The 17,485-nt window shown below is 38.5% G+C and carries 19 protein-coding genes; 4 read left to right on the top strand and 15 right to left on the bottom strand.

The window, feature by feature from the left end:
* Positions 1-64: 64 nt before the first annotated feature.
* The 5 genes from HPC41_RS18920 to HPC41_RS18900 all read right to left on the bottom strand — a co-directional run bounded on the left by HPC41_RS18920 (position 65) and on the right by HPC41_RS18900 (position 5,661).
* A complete protein-coding gene (locus tag HPC41_RS18920; RefSeq protein ID WP_172395576.1) occupies positions 65-481 on the bottom strand; it encodes an HIT family protein in 417 nt (138 codons plus the stop codon).
* 222 nt (positions 482-703) lie between these two features.
* Positions 704-1,177: a transcription elongation factor GreA gene (gene greA / locus HPC41_RS18915; protein WP_077438377.1), complete on the bottom strand. Its 474-nt coding sequence runs from the start codon at positions 1,175-1,177 to the stop codon at positions 704-706.
* Between the two features lie 143 nt (positions 1,178-1,320).
* Complete coding sequence (locus HPC41_RS18910) at positions 1,321-2,019, bottom strand: response regulator transcription factor (RefSeq protein WP_077438378.1); 699 nt, start codon at positions 2,017-2,019, stop codon at positions 1,321-1,323.
* Between the two features lie 87 nt (positions 2,020-2,106).
* On the bottom strand, positions 2,107-3,765 hold the full coding sequence (locus tag HPC41_RS18905; protein WP_172395575.1) for a sensor histidine kinase: 1,659 nt from the start codon (positions 3,763-3,765) through the stop codon (positions 2,107-2,109).
* Between the two features lie 9 nt (positions 3,766-3,774).
* The gene (locus tag HPC41_RS18900) at positions 3,775-5,661 is read right to left on the bottom strand and encodes an alpha/beta hydrolase family protein (RefSeq protein WP_172395574.1); all 1,887 of its coding nucleotides are present in this window, start codon (positions 5,659-5,661) and stop codon (positions 3,775-3,777) included.
* Positions 5,662-5,799: 138 nt separating this feature from the next.
* On the opposite strand from HPC41_RS18900, the gene HPC41_RS18895 reads away from it, so the two are divergent.
* On the top strand, positions 5,800-6,090 hold the full coding sequence (locus tag HPC41_RS18895) for a DUF4286 family protein (protein WP_172395573.1): 291 nt from the start codon (positions 5,800-5,802) through the stop codon (positions 6,088-6,090).
* Between the two features lie 35 nt (positions 6,091-6,125).
* On the opposite strand, the gene HPC41_RS18890 is transcribed toward HPC41_RS18895, so the two are convergent.
* The 6 genes from HPC41_RS18890 to HPC41_RS18865 form a co-directional block, all read right to left on the bottom strand.
* A complete protein-coding gene (locus tag HPC41_RS18890; RefSeq protein WP_172395572.1) occupies positions 6,126-6,566 on the bottom strand; it encodes a DUF983 domain-containing protein in 441 nt (146 codons plus the stop codon).
* Between the two features lie 6 nt (positions 6,567-6,572).
* Positions 6,573-6,836 carry a hypothetical protein gene (locus HPC41_RS18885; RefSeq protein ID WP_172395571.1) on the bottom strand — a complete coding sequence of 88 codons (264 nt, stop codon included), beginning with the start codon at positions 6,834-6,836 and terminating at the stop codon, positions 6,573-6,575.
* A gap of 27 nt (positions 6,837-6,863) precedes the next feature.
* Complete coding sequence (locus HPC41_RS18880; protein ID WP_172395570.1) at positions 6,864-7,565, bottom strand: RluA family pseudouridine synthase; 702 nt, start codon at positions 7,563-7,565, stop codon at positions 6,864-6,866.
* Positions 7,566-7,769: 204 nt separating this feature from the next.
* Positions 7,770-8,774: an MlaD family protein gene (locus HPC41_RS18875; protein WP_172395569.1), complete on the bottom strand. Its 1,005-nt coding sequence runs from the start codon at positions 8,772-8,774 to the stop codon at positions 7,770-7,772.
* A 5-nt stretch (positions 8,775-8,779) separates the two neighbouring features.
* Entirely contained in the window at positions 8,780-9,553 is a 774-nt protein-coding gene (locus HPC41_RS18870; protein ID WP_172395568.1) for an ABC transporter ATP-binding protein, read from the bottom strand.
* A gap of 6 nt (positions 9,554-9,559) precedes the next feature.
* Positions 9,560-10,318, bottom strand: a complete 759-nt coding sequence (locus tag HPC41_RS18865; RefSeq protein WP_172395567.1) for an MlaE family ABC transporter permease — start codon at positions 10,316-10,318, stop codon at positions 9,560-9,562.
* Between the two features lie 256 nt (positions 10,319-10,574).
* Here HPC41_RS18865 and HPC41_RS18860 point away from each other — a divergent pair, with 256 nt between their 5' ends.
* From HPC41_RS18860 to HPC41_RS18850, 3 genes are all read left to right on the top strand, one after another.
* Positions 10,575-12,083: a DUF6600 domain-containing protein gene (locus HPC41_RS18860; RefSeq protein WP_172395566.1), complete on the top strand. Its 1,509-nt coding sequence runs from the start codon at positions 10,575-10,577 to the stop codon at positions 12,081-12,083.
* A 257-nt stretch (positions 12,084-12,340) separates the two neighbouring features.
* On the top strand, positions 12,341-13,522 hold the full coding sequence (pncB, locus tag HPC41_RS18855) for a nicotinate phosphoribosyltransferase (RefSeq protein WP_172395565.1): 1,182 nt from the start codon (positions 12,341-12,343) through the stop codon (positions 13,520-13,522).
* Positions 13,515-14,216 (top strand): class I SAM-dependent methyltransferase, encoded by a 702-nt coding sequence (locus HPC41_RS18850; protein ID WP_172395564.1) that lies wholly within the window; start codon positions 13,515-13,517, stop codon positions 14,214-14,216. The genes pncB and HPC41_RS18850 overlap by 8 nt, the downstream gene beginning before the upstream one ends.
* Positions 14,217-14,341: 125 nt before the next feature.
* On the opposite strand, the gene HPC41_RS18845 is transcribed toward HPC41_RS18850, so the two are convergent.
* The 4 genes from HPC41_RS18845 to HPC41_RS18830 all read right to left on the bottom strand — a co-directional run bounded on the left by HPC41_RS18845 (position 14,342) and on the right by HPC41_RS18830 (position 17,434).
* The gene (locus HPC41_RS18845) at positions 14,342-15,223 is read right to left on the bottom strand and encodes a DUF4097 family beta strand repeat-containing protein (protein WP_172395563.1); all 882 of its coding nucleotides are present in this window, start codon (positions 15,221-15,223) and stop codon (positions 14,342-14,344) included.
* Between the two features lie 119 nt (positions 15,224-15,342).
* A complete protein-coding gene (locus HPC41_RS18840) occupies positions 15,343-16,167 on the bottom strand; it encodes a YidC/Oxa1 family membrane protein insertase (protein WP_172395562.1) in 825 nt (274 codons plus the stop codon).
* On the bottom strand, positions 16,157-16,714 hold the full coding sequence (locus HPC41_RS18835) for an RNA polymerase sigma factor (protein ID WP_172395561.1): 558 nt from the start codon (positions 16,712-16,714) through the stop codon (positions 16,157-16,159). Before HPC41_RS18835 ends, HPC41_RS18840 begins: the two co-directional genes overlap by 11 nt.
* Positions 16,715-16,948: 234 nt before the next feature.
* On the bottom strand, positions 16,949-17,434 hold the full coding sequence (locus HPC41_RS18830) for a hypothetical protein (protein WP_216660829.1): 486 nt from the start codon (positions 17,432-17,434) through the stop codon (positions 16,949-16,951).
* Between the last annotated feature and the right edge of the window lie 51 nt (positions 17,435-17,485).

Genomic DNA, 17,485 nt, shown 5'->3' with positions numbered 1-17,485 from the left:
CAACAAAGTACAAATATAGTATTCTCCTAAAAAACGAAAGTAAATCAAGTGTAATATAATCTTGTTATTGATTTTGTGTAGTTATGCTAATAATAGACTCTCGGATTGTCTCGGCGATCTGATAAAGTTCATCTTCGCCTAAGCTCAACTTAGGCCCCGCAAAATTTAGGTCACTTATTTTATTGATCGGAACAAGATGGATGTGCGCATGTGCGACTTCCAATCCCACAACAGCCACGCCAACTTTAACACATGGAATTACCTTTTTTATCCCCTGTGCAACAATTTTTGCAAATACCCAAAGCGCCATGTACTCATCATCCTCTATATCGAAAATGTAATCTGTTTCTTTCTTAGGGATCACCAAAACATGTCCTTTCGCTAAAGGGCTGATATCTAAGAAAGCCAGAAAATCATTACTCTCCGCAACTTTGTAAGCTGGAATCTCTCCAGCAACGATCTTTGAAAAAATTGTTGACATATTATCCTATTTGGAATAAACTCTTTTATATAATAATGAAACGACCATAAGCAGCATAAATATTGTTTACTTCACAAAATTTTTCAGCCGTTAAATTTTCAGCCGTCAATGTTCTGAACAAATATAAACAAAAAAGGTCGCGATTGCTAGAACCCGACCTTCTTAATATAAAGTTAATTTGTGGATGTGCGGTTATGGCGTACCGCACATAACCGACATATATTATCTCGAAATCTCTACGATTTCAAATTCAATCTTACCTGCAGGCACCTCGATCTCCGCCGTGTCTCCTTTCGATTTACCTAACAATCCCTGAGCAATCGGAGATTTAACAGAAATTTTACCTGACTTAAGATCCGCCTCTGATTCGGCAACCAATTGATAAGTCATCACAGCTCCATTCTTTTTATTCTTGATCTTCACTATAGACAAAGCGAGGACTTTCGACGTATCCAATTTGGACTCGTCAATCAATCGAGCTGTAGCCAAGGTGTTTTCCAAATTGGCTATTTTAGCCTCATGAAGCCCTTGAGCTTCTTTAGCAGCATCATACTCCGCATTTTCGGACAAATCACCTTTGTCCCTTGCCTCTGCAATAGCATTGGCAATTTTAGATCTTCCTTCCGTTTTCAGATAAGCTAATTCCTCTTTAAGCTTACGCAATCCTTCTTCCGTAAAATAAGTTACTTCTGCCATAATTTTATCTTTTTTCTTATTTTCTACATTTTAAAAAAGAAACAAGACCATATTACCCTCGTCGGGTAACATGGTCTTGCTTTCAATCTATACGAAGATAATAATTGTTTTCAACAAAACAAATTCTTATCCATCAAATCTAATCAAATCTCTTCTTCGTCAACAAATTTATAGCCCAGACCACGCACTGTTTGCAGATAATGTGGTTTATCCGGATTTGTTTCAATCTTCTTCCGCAAACGCACTACGTGCATATCCAGCGTCCGCGTATTTACGTTCGAACTATATCCCCATACCACTTCCATTAGTTCCTCTCGGGTGATCTCTCGTCCCAAATTTTGAAGAAAATGTAATAAGATTCTATTTTCCAAAATCGTCAATTCCACCTTTTTACCATCACGTATTAAGGAATGAATATTTGGGTGGTGTTCTGTCTGTCCAAACTTATAGATCTCGGGGCTATTCTTAGGTAGGAAAAACTTCACCTTATTATCTATCATAGCAATTAACACATCCATATTGAATGGCTTACTAATATAGTCCGTCACACCAAAGCTATAAGCTTCAATCTTGTCCACATCTTGGGATTTGGCCGTCATCATGATAATGATATTCTCAAATCCTGCCTTACGGACATCCTCGCAGATCTCGTTACCTTCTTTTCCTGGGAGCATCCAATCTAAAAGGACCACATCTGGTCTTTTCTCCAAGATTAAACTTTCTGCTTCATTCCCATTTCCGCTTTGGATGACTTGATAGCCTTCAGATTCTAATCGATGTTTTACCAAGAAACGTAGGTTCTCATCATCTTCAATAACAGCAACAGTGATGTCTTTATTCATAAGTAAACAATTTGTCTTTTAATATCCAGTTTATTCTACAAGTTTTCATGCTTTCTAAACATGGATATTTCATATTTAAATTTATTTTTAAACCGGAAATACCAACGTGAAGGTAGTGCCCTGCCCCAGTTGACTTTTTACTGTAATGTCCCCACCGATGAACTCAGTGATTTCCTTACAGAAAGCCAAACCTAAACCAATACTTCCTTGCTGATTATATTGACTTTTTATTCTATAAAACTTTTTGAAGATATTGTTAAACTCCGCCTTCTCGATACCAATTCCTTCATCCTTAAAAGTGATAACAAAATTCTTCTTATTTTGTTGTATCGCAATATCCAAGATTTTATGCCCTGTTTTTGAATATTTGTAGGCATTGTCTATCATATTTTGAAACACACTACTCAATAATACCGGATCTGCTAGCATTGACGTTCTTACATCAATTTTTGTGCTAATCTTGAAGTCCGCGTATTTTATTCTCGAGGAAGCAACCAGATTTTCAGTAAATTCCTCTAAATCCACCTCTTCCTTATTTAATTTGATGGTTTTATTTTCAATCTGACTAAAGGACAATAATTTATTCATTAGATTATTGAGCCGGTCAGCTTCCTGATCCAATATATTACCATACATCTTTCGCTCCTCATCGGAAAGAACTTGCGCACTCTTGATATTATTTCCCGCAATTTTTATCACACTTACAGGTGTCTTAAACTCGTGGGTCAGATTGTTGATAAAATCATATTGCAATTTAAAAAGTCTCCCGTTAATTTCTAAATTTCTATAAATTAAATATAAAATTGCAATCAAAATAATATAAATCAAGGATATACCACCCAATACTGGCCAAAAACTTCGATTTATCTCTTTCGAAAGAAAACTTTTACTTGATCTGAAAAGCAATTTATAATCAGCCAAAGCACCTGGCAACGGCATTTCTGTCGAAATCTCATCATTTTCCGGCGTGATCGGAGCCCCCACTAATGGCACAATCTCTACTTTTTCATAGAGATTCGTATAACTATTTTTAACCTCCAAATACATTGGGTCAATCTGAAAATTGAACATGTCTTGCTCATAACCAACAGTATGGTCCAAATTTCCTTCCATAATGGATTTATAAACAATCAAATCGTTAACCCGTGGTATATTTAAATAGGTAATCTGCCCCGGCCTGATCGTATAAAATACTTTCAAAATATCTTTATCAGAAAGCTTTGCATTCGGTTGCAATTTATCGATATAGGTAGCGAGCTTAACACCTATATTATTAATTTCTTCAGAATGTAGCCCCATCTGACCGCGGTCACGAATTGTGTTTTTATTGAGCCCCGAACGGGATACTGTAAAAAAAGTAATGGTTTTGGGTTGAATTCTTAAATTATTGACGATAAAGCCGTAATTTAAATTATGGTCATTATTAAATTGTAGATCAAAAAAACCAATTTCCCGCACAAAAGGGTAAGAACTTAAGATGCTATAAGCATATTTACCGGCTTGCACAGAATCTAAAAAGCCTTGATAAAAGGAAACTTCAGGAATTCGATTTTGGAAAAAGTCATTAAAAGGAATTAAGGTTTGATCAAAAATCTCTGATTTCCTATTCGTAAATTCGTTCTTTATGTGAGATTCGGTATAATTTCTGGACAGAAAAAGTGCAAAAATATACAAACCACTGATGACAATGAAAAACATCAGCAATAGTCCATAATTTTTTCGATAACTATATTTTTCTGCTTTCATATAATGCCCCTAGTCTACTAGATATTTTGCCAAAAATCGTTCCAGCTCATTGTAGTAGCCAAATACATTCTCATCCTTTTTAAAGGTTCTATCTTCATCTTCCTTAAGAAAATATTGTACAGGAACATTGTTGTTTTTTAGCTTTTGAACAAATTGATTTGCATCCGTTACCGAGCTAAATCGGTCTTTACCTCCTTGGACTAGTAATACAGGTATCCGTACTTTGTCAGAATGGAAAACCGGAGATATATTTTTAAATAGCTCTGCTTCCCGAATAGGGTTCCCTACGATCTGATACATTTTTTGTACATAGGATTTAAAATAAGGCGGAATATCCCTAAAATAGGTAAATAGGTTGGTGTATCCAGAATAAGAAACTGCACATTTATACAGGTCTGAATTGAAACAAGCCGCATGCAGGGCAGAATATCCTCCAAAGCCTTTACCAACAATTGCTACACGATCCTTATCGGCGATTCCCTCTTTAATCAACCATTTCACGCCATCCGTAATATCATCTTGAATTTTACCACCCCACTCCTTAAAACCCGCCGTCCAAAATTTCTTTCCAAAACCCGTTGACCCTCTATAATTCATTTGAAAAACTAAATATCCCCTGTTCGCTAAAAACTGTGCCTCATTATCAAAACCCCAAACTTCTCTTCCATTGGGACCGTCATGTGGTAATACTACCATAGGAAGATCTTTTCGATTGGAATGTACAGGATAGGTCAAATATCCAGATATTGTTATACCGTCTCTCGCTTTGTAAGTAATAAACTCATTTGGGGACAATTCTTTATCTTTAAGGTCAGAATTATTATCTGCTAATTTGGTCAATTTTTTTGTGGTAAAATCATAAAAATAAATTCCACCGGGATTGACATCAGTATAGGTCTTAATAATCACTTTTTCACCCGAAACGTCGGTACTGAGAACCTGGAATTCAAAGCCATCAATTTGCTTCGAAAGTTCATCATATTTCTTTTTTGTCTCCTCATCAAAAAAATGCCGGTTTTGTCTTGAAGTTGTGTAATTCACAAACAATAAACGATTCTGCTCCGGAAAGTATCCTCCAGGGCTCACATCGACCTCTTTATGACTATACAGCTCCCCCAATTCCCTTTCATTGACCAGATCATAGCTAACAAGGGCTAGCTTATCGCGATTTATATTTGACAGGGCATAGATAATACTGTTTGAACTATCTTTATACCCTAAAGGGGTAAAGCTACTTTCAACATCACAGCGTATAATCTCCTTAAAAGGTTGTTCCTGTGAAGCCCTGAAAAGAACAGATTGCTGTACCGAATCGTTGGCAATCGCCAAGCGGACCTGCCCGTCTTTGGATGCAATCCAGGAGCTCATATTACCCGGGTTTTGCAAAATCAATTCCCGTGGTCTACCGTCCAAGTAAATGCGATAAAGATCGAAAAATGAAGAGTCTCGATCGTTGATCCCCGCCACAAAAGCCTCTTTACCGGAAACCATCGAATGAACCCACCTGAACCGTGCACGAACAGGTTTAATGAGTGGCCAAATCTTTTCTGTGTTAATATCCACGGCATATAAACGTAAACTATCCTGGGAAGATTGTTCGGTCAAAAAAGAAATTTTGGAATCATTGTTCCAAACAAATGATTTTACATTGATATCATTCTGATAAGTAAGCTGTTTGGAGCTGTCCTGATGCATTAAATCTATTAAATAGATATTTTTGCAATGATTGTCCATGCCAATATAAGCAATGAACCGCCCATTGGGAGAAATCTTAAAATTTGATTTTTCAGGTGTGGAAAAGAATTGATTGATGGGTATAGGGTCAACTTTATGTTGTTGGCATCCCAACATAGTCAATATACAGAAAAACAAAATAGTCCAAAATTGCAACCTCATAATCCCAAATGCGTCCTTATCAATTAACTCAAATATTGTAATTAAAAACCAAATTGCAGCCAATGCAACCTTATTTTTACAAGATATAGTAATTAAACGTAATATTCAAAAATAGCGTATAAAACCGTATTTTTGTTTATGTTTTTATATAATGTGTCTATTATTGCAGAAGAAACAATCCACCATGAGATCGTTTCTTGGATTGAGGATAATATCGTGCAATCCCAAAAATTCCAAGTTCATTTTCTGGAGATGCTCCAGTCGCCCCACGAAGGAATAACTTATTGTATCCAAGTGGTTTTACCTTCAGAAGAACATATTGCCGACTTCCAACAGGTACATTTGATACCTTTACAACAACTTGTTTCGGAATCGTACAAGGACAAGGTTTTCCTTTTTGACAGCACAATGAAATATTTAAAAAAATAAGGTGCTTTAAAGCACCTTATTTTTTTAAATATAAACTAGAATTCTTTATTCTTCTTATTACGCTCCAGTTCCTCATCTTTCTCAGTAATTTCCATCGCCAGTTCGTACCGTGGATCATAACTTATTTTGGGCGTTAGGAAATGTAATAGGATTAAACGGGCATACCTAAAATTAAAAGGGGCGAAAACCAAAATAGTAGCCGCCAGCCCACTTATATAAATCCAGGGGGACTCGCTCCTGGTCAAAATTGCGATGATCACCGATACAGCTACAGTTTGCGCAACAGATAATGCATAGCTCACATACATGGCTGCATAAAAATAACCCGGTTCGACCTCATATTTAACACCACAATGCGGACAGACTTCATTCATCTGCTGCTTTCGTAAGCTATAAACCTTTCCTTCAAATACATTTCCAACATGACATTTGGGGCATTTGGAATGGATCATTGCATGAAATCTAGATGTCGGCATTACTTTCTATTTTATCTCGTTAATAAATTTTTTGGCAGGTGGATTCTTTTTACGGTATTTTTTATACCAGAGATAGCCCAATCCAGCCGCAGCCAGATAAGGGATCACCAATAGAAATAAGATGCCATCATTCAGCCCCCTTCCCTGCATATTCCCCTCTTTCGTGGAATTCTCGGCATTCAATGTACACATCGCACACTGTGCTCGGGAAATAGAAACCACCGAGCAGCTTAAGGTAAATATTACGAGTAGATATTTAAACCATTTCATAGGCCAAAGTTACTGAAAATTTAACGATTAGCGTACTAATGCTTCAAATTTGTCCCAAAAGCCATCTTGTGGCAATGAAGCTACCAGCTTCATCTGTTCTTTTTTTATGGGATGTGTAAACGCTAGCGATCGCGAGTGCAAACAGATGCTTCCCAATGAACTCCCTCTTGGATATCCATATTTGTTATCGCCAACAATAGGACAACCCATAGCCGCCAGCTGCGCACGAATCTGATGCGTACGACCTGTAAGAGGTTCAACACGTAACAGATAAAAGCCATTCAACTCACCTATTACCGCATAATCCAGTTCGGCATAGGTACCGCCCTTCACTTCACGCGGAAATGCTTTGGTCACTCTCGTCTGCCTATTTCGAATTAACCAGTTAATCAATTTACCTTCAGCATTTCGCGGACGTTGACGCACAATGGCAAAATAAGTTTTTTTCACCGTACGATCTTGAAAAAACTTATTCATACGCTCCAGCGCCTTACTTGTCTTCGCAAAAAGAATCATACCACTTACAGGCCGATCCAACCGATGGATCACCCCCACATAAGCATCATTGGGTTTATCATATTTCTTTTTCAGGTAGATCTTCACCATATCTTCCAATGAAAGATCGCCTGTTTCGTCAACCTGCACGATATCTCCTGCTCGTTTATTGATTGCTATGAGATGATTGTCTTCGTAGATCACCTCTTTATCCGTAATATCAGATTTATTCATTTCTTTTAAACTAAAGATCATCCAAACGTGCAATTATTTAAAATAATTCAATAAAAAAACGCACGACTTATCGTTTAGAAAATGCTAGGTCCTCCATCGTTTTCCAAACAACTGTAAAAATTTTCGACGAATTTTGTACCACATGCACTCAGAAAAAAAGGCCCTACGCAAGCGTAAAGCCTTTCCATATTTTGTTAATCAAAACTACTGTGCACTATCCGCCTTTAGTAATTCTGCTTTCTTTGCATCTTCTTTCATCTTCTTCTTGAAGAAGCCACGTAATAAGAAGTTATGCTGCAAAGCTTCCATATTCTCGTCTAATTTCTCCGTACTTGAATTCAAGTTGTTGATCGCTGACTTAATTTGGTTTGCTGAAGCAGGGTCGTTCAATAAGACACCGACTGCATTATCCTTATCATTCAATCGGCTCGAGGCATTATTCAAGTTATTGATCAACGCATTCGCCGTTTGGGATACGCCCTGCAATTGAGCTGCTGATTGACGTAAATTGGAGAAGATAGCGGTATCAGTCGTCAGATCATGAATCAAACCTCTATTGCTGTTCAACGAATTTGTCAATGTTACCAAGTTTGCGGATGCCTTGTTCGCATTGTTCATTGCTGCACTGATGGACAATAAACTAGCACGGAGCGTATTCACCATAGCCGTATCGGTCAACATCGCACCAACCATTCCTTTCCCATCTGCTAAGCCACGTGATATCTCGACAAAGTCTGTTGTAATCTTAGCCAAATTTTCATTATTTACCTGCAATGTTTCCATCATCGCCTCCATATCAGCGGTTTTGGCCGAACGCAAAAAATCACCGGTTTCTACGGTAGGCGCATTCTGCGATCCGCCTGAAATAACGACAATCTTATTACCAATCAGTCCATCAGAACCTAATTTTGTGACTGCATCTTTACGAATATATTCCGCAGATTTCTCTTCAATAGTTAAAACAACTTCGACATCCTGTACACTTTTAAAATGGATATTTTTAATAATCCCCACCTTAACTCCAGAAAACCAGACATTACTTCCTACTTTCAATCCTGCAACATCAGGAAATGAAGTTGTGATTTCGATGTTTCTTGTAAATTTCTTCTGTTGACTGCCCAAAATAAAAATCCCGGCCAAAAGAATCAATACGCCTAAAAAAACAAAAATACCAACAATGATTGCTCTTTTATTTTCTGCCTTACTCATGTATATTATAGAATAAAATTATAATTATAAAACGCTTTTACACGTGCGTCATCTGTATCAAAAATTTCCTCAAAAGACCCCTGTCTTTCAAACTTACCGTCCAATAACATCACAATACGATCTCCTACTTCCTTCGCACAGGCCAAATCATGCGTAATAATAATTGACGATGTTTTATACCGCTCTTGAACTTCATTAATCAATCCATTGATGTCCAAGCAAGTAATCGGATCAAGACCCGCCGTTGGCTCGTCATACATCATAATCTCTGGCCTTAGGATCAACGTACGAGCTATACCAATCCGCTTACGTTGGCCTCCTGATAGTTCAGATGGCATCTGGTTGATTGCTTGGGATAAGCCTACGCCGTCCAACACCTCTTCCACTGCATAATTAATCTCAGATCGTGTGAGCTTCCGTTTATTTCTCACCAAAGGAAATTCCAAATTCTCACGAACCGTCATACTGTCATAAAGCGCACTATTTTGGAAAGAAAAACCTATTTTTAATCGTAATTCACGCAATTGACGATCGTTTAATTCCGTTACAGATTCACCTAATACATCAATTGTCCCTTCATCCGGTTTTAATAATCCCGAAATCAACTTGATCAGTACCGATTTACCTGTACCCGAACGTCCTAATACAACAAGGTTTTCTTCCTTATATAATTCCAGGTTAACGTTCTTTAACACATGGTTATCCCCAAACGATTTACTGACATTTCTGATTTCAATAACGGATTGAGAATGATCAATATTTAATGTAGCTTTTTCCATATACCACTATCCAAAGAACGATAAAACCTGAACTATAATTATTTCCTCAATAAATACAAGAAACATCGAAGCAACCACGGCCGCATTGGCGGCCTTACCGACTCCTTCTGTACCTTTAGAAGAAAAATATCCACAATAGCAACTAACAGCTCCAATGGTAAAGCCAAATATAACAGCGCGTAATACCATAGCGCCCAAATCCTTGAAGGCAATCGTTTCAAATACCTGTGTAAAAAAGCTCAAAAAGCTCAAATCATCTTTACTCATCATACTTAAGTAGCCACCTAAAAGACCAATACCTGCTACATAGAAACAGAGCACAGGAATACCAATAGTTGTAGCGATAATTCTACTTACAATCAAATATTTATAAGGATTCGTACCTGATACCTCCATTGCATCAATCTGTTCGGTTACATTCATCGAACTTAATTCGGCACCAATTTGCGACCCCACTTTACCCGAAGCAATCAAAGCCGTTACCAGAGGAGCCAGTGCACGGACAATAGCAATGGAAATTAAGGATGGCAACATCGAAGTTGCACCAAATTCTTCCAAGGAAGGGCGAGATTGTTTGGTAAAGACAAAACCAACGATAAATCCTGTTAAACTGATCAAAGGCAAAGATTTATAGCCTATCTCATAGCATTGGCGAATAATTTCTTTGAATTCATATGGTGGTGTTACTAATTCGCGCCAAAACCGCAATAAAAAACGGTGAATGTTTGCGAATTCTAGGAAAAAAGTCTGAAGTTTTTTAGCCATTTAAAATTATGTCTATGTCAAATTAATGTGTCATAAAACACCTCATATGCTCAACAAACACGTAACAATTCGAGCGGTAAAGGTAAATAAAAAATATGTATCTAAAATTGTCGTTTATGTAAAAAGATCATCAATTTGACTTTTATATCTATAAAATCAGATTTATGTTGTACTGATTAAACCATTTAATACGTTATGCTGTCATAATAACAAAGACAATAGCATAGAGTTTTGTCGTACTTAAAATATTACGAAGATGAAAAATTTGGGAAATATAAAATATTGGGTATTGGGTCTAATCGGAGTTGCTTCTTTTACAAGTTGCACAACATCAATGGCCCAAAGAGGGGGGTACGCAGGTTATAATAACTATAATAACACTGGGGTTTCATTTCAGATGTTCTATGATGAACTTTCACCATACGGACAATGGGTCAATGATCCAAACTATGGATATGTATGGATCCCTGATGCTGGCCCGGACTTCCAACCTTATGCAACCAATGGTTACTGGTCAATGACAGATTATGGTAACACCTGGGTTTCCAACTACGATTGGGGTTGGGCTCCTTTCCACTATGGACGATGGAATTATAATGACCGTTATGGCTGGGGTTGGGTTCCCGATTACGAATGGGGACCAGCATGGGTCAACTGGCGTCAAAGCAATGACTATTATGGATGGGCTCCATTGGGTCCCGGTATGAACATTAATGTTTCGGTCAATATCCCTATGAACTTTTGGACTTTTGTTTCGGTCAATCATTTTATGAACCGAAACATGGACAGATATTATGTAAATCGCCGCAATTATAACAACATCTATAATAGAACAACTGTTATCAATAACACGACGATTATTAATAACAACTATTACGTAGGTGGTCCACGTCGATCTGATATCGAACGCTATACCGGCAGAAGTGTTACAGTCAATCGCATTACCAATGCCGATCGTCCAGGATCTGCGCGTAGTAGCAGCAATCGTTCACGCGCAAACGAAATCAGTATGTACCGTCCGAATGTAGACCGCAACACACGTTCTTCTGCACGTCCGACCAATGTCGTTGACGCTTCGACTCGCACACGCAGCAATAATAGTGCAATATCGGACCGTACCAACCGTGTCATCTCCAATCGGGATAACATCAATACAAGATCCGGAAACCGTGAATTATACATAGACAATAGTGGTAATGCATCGGTAAGATCACGTAATAATAACAGTACCACCGGATCTACACGTAGTTCGGGAGACAATAACAGCAGAACGAGAGATAATGGTTCGACCAACAGAAATAATGTGGGCACAACACCAAATTCAAACAATTACGATTTCAGAACACGATCCGACAGGCAGTCGAATCCAACAAATAATAACACCCCTACTTCTACCGGTAGAACCAGACAAGGAAACGCTGTTGACAACGGTAGCGTTGTCAACAGCCGAAGTACGGACTACAATGCACGCGTAAGAACGGGTACAAGCAACACAGGTGGAGCAAATTCTTCACGTGGTTCGCAACCAGCAACAACGCCGCAAAGAAATGGAAACTATGACTCGGGTAACAGTAGAACTCGTTCAAGCCAACCTGCCCAACCGGTGCAAAACAGAAGCTCTGAAGGTTCCCGAACAAGGTCATCGGCTCCTACGGTAAACAGGTCAGGTTCAGCAAATAGCGGAAACTCTTCAGCGCCAAGGTCGAGATCATCTGAAAGCTCTAGTCGTTCAGGAGGTGGTTCAGAAAGAACAAGATCACGCTAAGAGATCAAAAATTTAAGCCTTAAAAAAGCGGGTCAGTAATGTACTGACCCGCTTTTTTTTGAACGTTGAACTATTCGAGGTGCTAGCGTATTTTCTGAAAGCATCAAAGACTTCGTTTTGGGCGGTTATCGACTTATATAATTTCGATATATAACGGATACCTAGTATCACGAATGTTATATTTATGACGAACAATCCGAACAATTTCATGTTAATTAGTAAATTTACAGCTTTAAACAAAAATCAGATTAATAAAGATGGCTTCATTCACCTCTATATTAGATAACGACTTCTATAAATTCACCATGCAGAATGCGGTAGTCAAATTATTTCCCAAGGCAAAAGCACGCTACCACTTTATCAATAGAGGCCACCATAAGTTTCCGGAAGGGTTTGACATCCTTCTAAAAGAGGCTGTAAACAAAATGGCAGATCTACGCCTTACCAAAGCTGAGAAGGCCTTCTTTGCGCGGACTTGCCCTTATATTGATCCCACCTATTTTGATTTTCTACAGGGATATCGTTATGATCCAGATGAAATCAAAATCACCCAAGATGGACCTGATCTCGAGGTTGTTATTGAGGGGTATTGGTACCGGACCATTCTTTGGGAAGTACCGCTAATGTCGCTCATTTGTGAACTTTTCTATGAGTCACAAGGTTTAATTCGTGCGTCAGATGAAGAAGTGATCGCGACAGCCAAAGATAAAATTGAAAAATATAAAAAACTTCATATTACCATTGCCGATTTCGGCACCCGAAGACGGCATTCCTACGAAGTCCACGATCTGGTTGTCCGTACTTTAAAACAATACGGAGAAAAAACCTTTATCGGAACTAGTAATGTTCATCTGGCCATGAAATATGAGACCAAACCTATTGGCACACATGCACACGAATGGTTTATGTTTCATGCAGCTAAATATGGCTATAAGATGGCCAACTTGCTGGGCTTGGAACAATGGTCCGATGTTTATCGGGGTGATCTTGGGATTGCGCTATCTGATACGTATACAACCGAAGTTTTCTTTCAGCAATTCGACAAAAAACTTACCAAATTATTTGATGGTGTACGGCACGATAGCGGCGACCCTTTGGAATTTACAGACAAAGTAGTTGCGCATTACAAGAAAAATGGGATAGATCCACTGTCAAAGACAATCATATTTTCCGATGGGCTCGATTACGATAAGGTTGAGCGGATAGCGAATTATTGCGAAGGCAAGATATTACACTCCTTTGGTGTCGGTACCAACTTTACCAACGATGTAGGACTTAAACCCATGAATATTGTCATCAAAATGACCGATGCTCTCCCAGAGGACGACCAATGGACACCTGTCATCAAACTTTCGGACGAACCAATGAAACACACTGGTGATGAAGATTCCATCTATATCGCTAAAAAAGTATTAATGATCGATAATGACAATGTATAGAGACGTATATGGTGAAGCATTGGATGATTACTTTATCCATCAGGAAGAAAAATTCCCATTAATGCTCCATACGAGTTATGGGGACCAAGACGAAATGCCCGTAGAAGTTTTTTTTAGGGATGCAGATGATTTTCCAGAACTGGAGTTTATCGGATTATCTCTCTGTGACGGACGGGTATTGGATGTAGGTGCAGGAGTAGGCAGTCATAGCTTATATTTACAGGATAAGGGATTTGAGGTCAATGCATTGGAAATATCACAAACGGCCTGCCATATTATGCAACAACGCGGCGTGCAAAATATCATCTGTCAAAATTTTTATCAATTTAACGGACAAAAGTATGATACTCTTCTGTTTCTTATGAATGGTATAGGCATTGCTGGTGACATTGCTGGTTTTAAAAAGCTATTGCAGCATAGTAAAGAGCTCCTAACTGAAAAAGGACAGCTTATTTTTGATTCCTCAGATATCACTTATCTCTATAAAGATTATAATATCAAAAAGCCTACCTACTATTTTGGAGAGATTCAATATCAATACGAATACAAAGGACAAAGGGGCACTCCCTTCAAATGGCTGTATCTAGATCAGGACAAACTCATCAAAATATCCCACGAACTGGGCTGGGTAGTCCAGATTCTATATGAAGATGAAAATGATCAGTATTTGGTTCGTATGGAACCAAAAAAATAACAGACCTATTTCAGAACTTTAGGCACAACTGCAAAAGCATCAAAAACCTTAAATACCTGTTCGGTAGTTAAGGTTTTTTGCTTTCGTATGCTAAACATGGTCAGCCTGTTTCAGGGTTTCAACTACTACTTTTGGGATCTAATATAGATATCACCCATCGAAGTCTTCAGGATCACATCCTGTCCGCCACCATTCATTTTCCCTTTAACAGTATTTGACATGTTGTAAGGATTACTTTTAGGTTCCTCCACAGGTTTTTCAAACTGAAATTCATCCGCGGCATAGATATTGCCCATTGAGGTCTTCATATCTACGTTGGCGCCAAATTTTGCTGGAAAAGCGACATCCACAGCCCCCATTGCGGCGATAAGGGAGATCGGTCCTTTAACCGGTTGTACAAATTTTGCGACCACATCTCCTTGAGCGACCTTTACATTAATCGGCCCTGTTACATTGATCACTTTGACATCGCTCATCGTGCTGGAAATCTCCACCTCAGCTTTAACATCCTTTATCTCGATACCACCGCCATTAAAAAAACCGCCGCGACCTTTTACGCTAATAGGAAGATTAAAAGGAACCCGCACATGTACCGAATCCTCCATTGGCATGCCCACCAAACTAATTTCGGTCACGCCGGCATTATTCTGGATATTCATCCCCATTCCCGAATTATCGGACAAACCCGAACCGTTGACTACGCGTAAACCTTTAGCACGATCGTTTTCTTCCTGTTCTTCTACATTCGCTGTAATTAAAACTTCTTTGCCATTATAGCCTTCGATAGACACATTATCAAATTTTAACAACAGCTTCTCTCCTAAAGCAGGTACTTTAAATTCTTTCCAAACTTTCTTTCCACTATCTCCAACTGATCCTCGCACTACCCTAGGAGGTTTGGGTGCTTTTGGTGGAATAGCACCTTCAGCATTCTCCCTTATTTGGGCTTGCAACGCATTTGCAAAAAGCAAGACCATTCCCATAATCATTATTCTTATCCTTTTCATCGCTCTAATTATTTAATCCTTTATCTATTGTTTTTTTCTAACTATTCCTGGGCGCTTAAGCGCCATTTTTTCCAATTTACCGCAAAGATCGCTATAGTCTGCTCACAATTATATTAGTTCTATTGGTGCAACAGTACCGCATAAGCTTGCTCCTTAACAAACTTCATGGTAAAGGGATCCTCTACAATAGCATTCAGCTTATCCTTTGTGCTATTTTTCATTTCCAATTCATCTCTCTGCTCAATCATTTGCATCAGTTCAACCTGCAATGTCGGATCATTTTGTGCGACAAAAAAGTCCTGAACTTTTTGTTGTCTAGCTTCCGGCGTCATACCATCCAATAAGGTTTCAATCGCTGCCATGCGCACATTGCTACTTTCATCTGAAACTGCTGTTTTCTCCAACGCCAGTGTTGCATCTTCGTTCAGACTACCCTGTTTTTGAAGACCAAGTACAGCCGCTAGGCGTGTACTAGCCCTGATGGAGTCCTGAAGCATTTCAATATAATCCTGTTTTTTCTCTTTCAGATTCTTGTCCTTAACTGCTTTTGGTACCTCCGTCTTCGCTACACGATTTATTTCTTGATTAGCTATCATTGTCTGTATTGTTCGAATAGGTTTCTCCTTTTCAACTTTTACAGAAGCTTCCCGCTGAGTAGATTTTTCCATTACTTCCGTTTCTTTTTGAACAGTAACTGGTTTGATATTCGCTACTTTAGCAGTATGGTCAGATCCACCGTTCTGATTAAAAACTAACAATGTAGCAGTACCCATCAATAATATCGCTGCCGCAATGCTCGCCCACCGCCATAAGGGTATGATTTTCTTTTCCTGTACCTGAGGAACCACCTGTGGTTTGATTTTATTCCATAAATCCGCGGATGGCTCTTTTTGGTCAAATGCATCCCGGTTCGCATTAACAAAATCCTTCAAATTATCCCGCATAATTATACCTCTCCTTCAATTGTTCGTAAATTTTCTTTTTGGCACGGTGGTATTGACTCCGTACCGCCACTGCTGTCATTCCCAAAGATTCAGCCACTTCATCATGGCTCATATCTTCAAAAAGATAAAGATTGATGACCATCTTAGGGATCCCAGTCAACTGATCAATTACAGATTCCAAATCAGTCAGCTGGCATTCGCGCCATTCCTTTTCCAGTAGTTCGTCTTCGCCCTCATCTTGGATTTCCAAATCATCAATTGGTGTATAATACTGCTTATTCTTCCGCAAAAGAGATATCGCCTTATTCACCCCCATCCGTCGCAACCAAGCCTCCACACTAAGTACCGCCTGCCATTTATCCGATTTTGAGAAAAACTCCACAAAAGTCTCTTGTAAAATATCCTCGCTCTCTTCCTGATTGGACAAAATCCGATAGATTGAATTAAAAATCTTCTTCGCATAGCGATGGTAGAGCTGTGCAAATCCCGATTCATTACCGGATTGGCACATTGCTAATAAATCTTTATCGCTAAGTTGATTTTGCACGTTTACTATTTAATACCGTTAATTTCTATGTTTCTATTCTATAGTCGGACAGCACCAGAAAATGTTGCAATTTAATTTTATTTTTTTCTAAGATAAATAAAGAGCCATTTACAGGCGTCAATAAATACGTTTTTTGAGCTCTATAGGCTAAAAAAAACACCCAAGGGAATCCCTGAGTGCTTGCATTAACAAAATATACTTCATGAAGTTTTATAAAAGCTTCATTGGATAATGTTATTTTATTTTTAGATAGGTTTCAATGATCGTATGCTTTACCCCAAGTTCAGGCAGGTTTTCTTCCCCCCGTTGAATAAGTGTGTCCCCTTTAAATTCTAACTCAAAATCAAACTTGTTACTTTCCCAGTCACGCAGGCTACAATATTGTAACCGTTCCTGATAATTTTTGCCGTCAAATGAATAAGTTCCTCCGCCAGCGAGAAAATGAGGTTCTTTTCCTTTCCCCTTCTCCTTATCATGATTGAAAAACGAGAAATGATCTTCATTAAACATCTTAAACATTTCGGTTTTACTGGTATCCGTGAATGCGGTCACCGTATCTTTTCCTTTGATCGTCTTACTTTCCAAAAGTCTATATGTTCCGGTCAATTTATTGACTTTTGTAGCCTCATTTTCCTTTTGCTTTTCGTCAACGCTATTACAGGAAAAGACAATCCACGGCAAGGCCGCAATTAGTAAAATTTGATTTTTTAGGTTCATCATATTTTGATAAGAGGTTTAAAGAGGCCAAACTACGAAAGTTCAGCCTCAAAA

The sequence above is a fragment of the Sphingobacterium prati genome (genome assembly GCF_013167215.1).
Taxonomy (GTDB): Bacteria; Bacteroidota; Bacteroidia; order Sphingobacteriales; family Sphingobacteriaceae; genus Sphingobacterium; species Sphingobacterium prati.
This window is presented reverse-complemented; position numbering and strand designations above follow the sequence as displayed.

Coding starts and splice junctions, on each gene's coding strand:
- pncB (WP_172395565.1), top strand. CDS start 12,341: ATGGCTTCATTCACCTCTATATTAGATAACGACTTCTATAAATTCACC.
- HPC41_RS18845 (WP_172395563.1), bottom strand. CDS start 15,223: ATGAAAAGGATAAGAATAATGATTATGGGAATGGTCTTGCTTTTTGCA.
- HPC41_RS18905 (WP_172395575.1), bottom strand. CDS start 3,765: ATGAAAGCAGAAAAATATAGTTATCGAAAAAATTATGGACTATTGCTG.
- HPC41_RS18900 (WP_172395574.1), bottom strand. CDS start 5,661: ATGAGGTTGCAATTTTGGACTATTTTGTTTTTCTGTATATTGACTATG.
- greA (WP_077438377.1), bottom strand. CDS start 1,177: ATGGCAGAAGTAACTTATTTTACGGAAGAAGGATTGCGTAAGCTTAAA.
- HPC41_RS18875 (WP_172395569.1), bottom strand. CDS start 8,774: ATGAGTAAGGCAGAAAATAAAAGAGCAATCATTGTTGGTATTTTTGTT.
- HPC41_RS18885 (WP_172395571.1), bottom strand. CDS start 6,836: ATGAAATGGTTTAAATATCTACTCGTAATATTTACCTTAAGCTGCTCG.
- HPC41_RS18850 (WP_172395564.1), top strand. CDS start 13,515: ATGTATAGAGACGTATATGGTGAAGCATTGGATGATTACTTTATCCAT.
- HPC41_RS18865 (WP_172395567.1), bottom strand. CDS start 10,318: ATGGCTAAAAAACTTCAGACTTTTTTCCTAGAATTCGCAAACATTCAC.
- HPC41_RS18870 (WP_172395568.1), bottom strand. CDS start 9,553: ATGGAAAAAGCTACATTAAATATTGATCATTCTCAATCCGTTATTGAA.
- HPC41_RS18895 (WP_172395573.1), top strand. CDS start 5,800: ATGTTTTTATATAATGTGTCTATTATTGCAGAAGAAACAATCCACCAT.
- HPC41_RS18910 (WP_077438378.1), bottom strand. CDS start 2,019: ATGAATAAAGACATCACTGTTGCTGTTATTGAAGATGATGAGAACCTA.
- HPC41_RS18890 (WP_172395572.1), bottom strand. CDS start 6,566: ATGCCGACATCTAGATTTCATGCAATGATCCATTCCAAATGCCCCAAA.
- HPC41_RS18920 (WP_172395576.1), bottom strand. CDS start 481: ATGTCAACAATTTTTTCAAAGATCGTTGCTGGAGAGATTCCAGCTTAC.
- HPC41_RS18860 (WP_172395566.1), top strand. CDS start 10,575: ATGAAAAATTTGGGAAATATAAAATATTGGGTATTGGGTCTAATCGGA.
- HPC41_RS18880 (WP_172395570.1), bottom strand. CDS start 7,565: ATGAATAAATCTGATATTACGGATAAAGAGGTGATCTACGAAGACAAT.
- HPC41_RS18830 (WP_216660829.1), bottom strand. CDS start 17,434: ATGATGAACCTAAAAAATCAAATTTTACTAATTGCGGCCTTGCCGTGG.
- HPC41_RS18840 (WP_172395562.1), bottom strand. CDS start 16,167: ATGCGGGATAATTTGAAGGATTTTGTTAATGCGAACCGGGATGCATTT.